2 protein-coding genes are annotated in these 2195 nt (G+C 62.7%); both read left to right on the forward strand.

Annotated elements, in window-relative coordinates; genetic code table 11:
• Positions 1-204 precede the first annotated feature (204 nt).
• A complete protein-coding gene (locus VGP39_RS07680) occupies positions 205-552 on the forward strand; it encodes a DUF6788 family protein (RefSeq protein WP_327567508.1) in 348 nt (115 codons plus the stop codon).
• Between the two features lies 1 nt (position 553).
• A complete protein-coding gene (locus tag VGP39_RS07685; RefSeq protein WP_327567509.1) occupies positions 554-1960 on the forward strand; it encodes an ISNCY family transposase in 1407 nt (468 codons plus the stop codon).
• Positions 1961-2195 lie beyond the last annotated feature (235 nt).

Genomic DNA, 2195 nt, shown 5'->3' on the forward strand with positions numbered 1-2195 from the left:
GGGCTTGCTGAACGGTGAGGATCGGATGCTCCATCGCTTGCGCGGGTCGTGACCCCTCAAACCCCTTCGTGTGCAGTTAGCTACTTTCTGGCGCAAAATTGCGGGCGGCGCGGCTGCGGGTGGAATCGCAATGTTTGCGGAAAACTGCAAGGTCGGACGGATTTGCAATTGACGCCGATGGCCGCCTATGAATCATTCTTATGAATGATTCGCGATCGAGCCCTGCACAAGCGGGAGAAACTCCTCGGCAAACTGCCGGTCACCGGCGAGTTGCTGCGCGGCTCGCTGTTGGAGCGCACCATCCGGCACCGCAAGGGCTGCCCAAAATGCGCGCGCGGCGAAGGCCACCATGTCTTCGTTCTGACGGTGACCTACCCCGGCGGACGCACCCGGCAGTTCAGTGTGCGGCGCGAGCGCGTCGCCGAGGTTCGCCGCTCGCTGGCCAATTATCAGAAGCTGAAGGAGGCGATCGAGGCCATCTGTGAACTCAATCATGACCTGCTGCGCCCGGATGCGAGGGCGGCAAAGCCGCGGAGCCGAAAACATGATTGAGATGCGGCGCGCCCAGCGCAGCTTCGGCGACGGCCTGATTGCCGAAGAGGTGGGCGATCTGCGCGACGATTGGATGCAATACGCGGATCAGGTGCTGGCGGATGAGACGCTGGTGACGCTCGTATACGACGCCTTGGGCAAGCGTCACCCCAAGAGCAAGAGCCGCGGGCGGCAGGGCGTTGCGGCGGAGGTGGTGTTGCGGCTGCTGATCCTCAAGCACATCCGCAACTGGAGCTATGCGGTGGTGGAGCGCGAGGTGCGCGCCAATCTGGTGTATCGCGACTTCACCCGCGTCGGCGCCGGCAAGGCCCCCGACGCCAAGACCATGGGGCGCTGGGGCGTCGCGCTGGGAGGCGACGTGATCAAACAAATCCACGCCAGGATGGTGGCCCTGGCGCAGAGCCACGGCTTGACCGAAGGCCGCCGCATGCGCGTCGATACCACGGTGGTGGAGACCAACATCCACTATCCGACCGATTCGAGCTTGCTGGGCGACGGCGTGCGGGTGCTGATCCGCAATATGAAGAAGATCACCAAGATCGTGGGCGAAGCCGGAGCAAAACTGCGTGATCGGAGCCGCAGCGTGAAGCTGCGGATGCTCGACATCGCGCGCGCAGCGCGCTCCAAGGCCAAACAGGGGCAGGAGAAGCTCAAGCGCGCTTACCAACAATTGCTCAATTCCACCAGCCGCGTGGTCGGTCAAGCGAAGCGCTTCTCCAAGGAGATTGCCGAAGGCGTCAAGCGATCGATGGACGTTGTCAAGCAGCTGGGGCTGGAAGGCCTGCGTCAGGAAATCGATGCGATGGTGCCGCGCGTCAAGCAGGTGATGAAACAGACCCGCGCGCGCATCTTGCGCGGCGATACCCGCAGCGACGGCAAGCTCGTGAGCCTGTTCGAGCCGGCGACGGAAATCATCCGCAAGGGCAAGGCCGGCAAGCCGACCGAATTCGGCAAGATGGTCAAGCTGCAGGAGGCGGAAAACCAGATCGTCATCGACTATGAGGTCTATGCTCAGCGGCCGAACGATGCCGACCTGCTGATTGCGGCGGTCGAGACACATCAGGCAAAGCTCGGACGCACGCCGCGCCTGGTGGCAGCCGATGCCGCCTTCTACTCCGCCAAAAATGAGGCGGCGGCAATTGCCAAGGGCGTCAAGCGCGTTTGCATCCCCAATCGCTCGACCAAAAGCGCCGAGCGCAAACGCGAGCAGAAGAAGCGCTGGTTCCGCAGCGGGCAGAAATGGCGCACCGGCTGCGAGGGTCGCATCAGCGGGATCAAACGCCGACACGGTCTCAATCGCTCCCGCTACAAGGGCGCCGCCGGCATGCAGCGCTGGGTCGGGCTCGGCGTCATCGCCGACAACCTCATCAACATCGGCCGTGCCATGGCAAAGCAGTCAGTCCCATAGGCCCGCGCACACGATCTCACGCCTTGCAGACCCCGCCGGCCTTTCCGACGGGGTTTGCTTTACGTCGCGGCATCGGCCAAATTCCAAGAACGTCAATTTTGCGCCAGAAAGTAGCTAGCAGCGCTTGAATCTTACATCGCTCAGCTCGGGATTGAGCTTCATGGCGAGGCTTATATTTTCCGCAATCGCAGCGGTGCCCCCTATTCCAAGGATACGCTCGGCGACGACTTCCGAG

The sequence above is a fragment of the Bradyrhizobium sp. genome, from assembly GCF_036009065.1.
Lineage (GTDB): Bacteria > Pseudomonadota > Alphaproteobacteria > Rhizobiales > Xanthobacteraceae > Bradyrhizobium.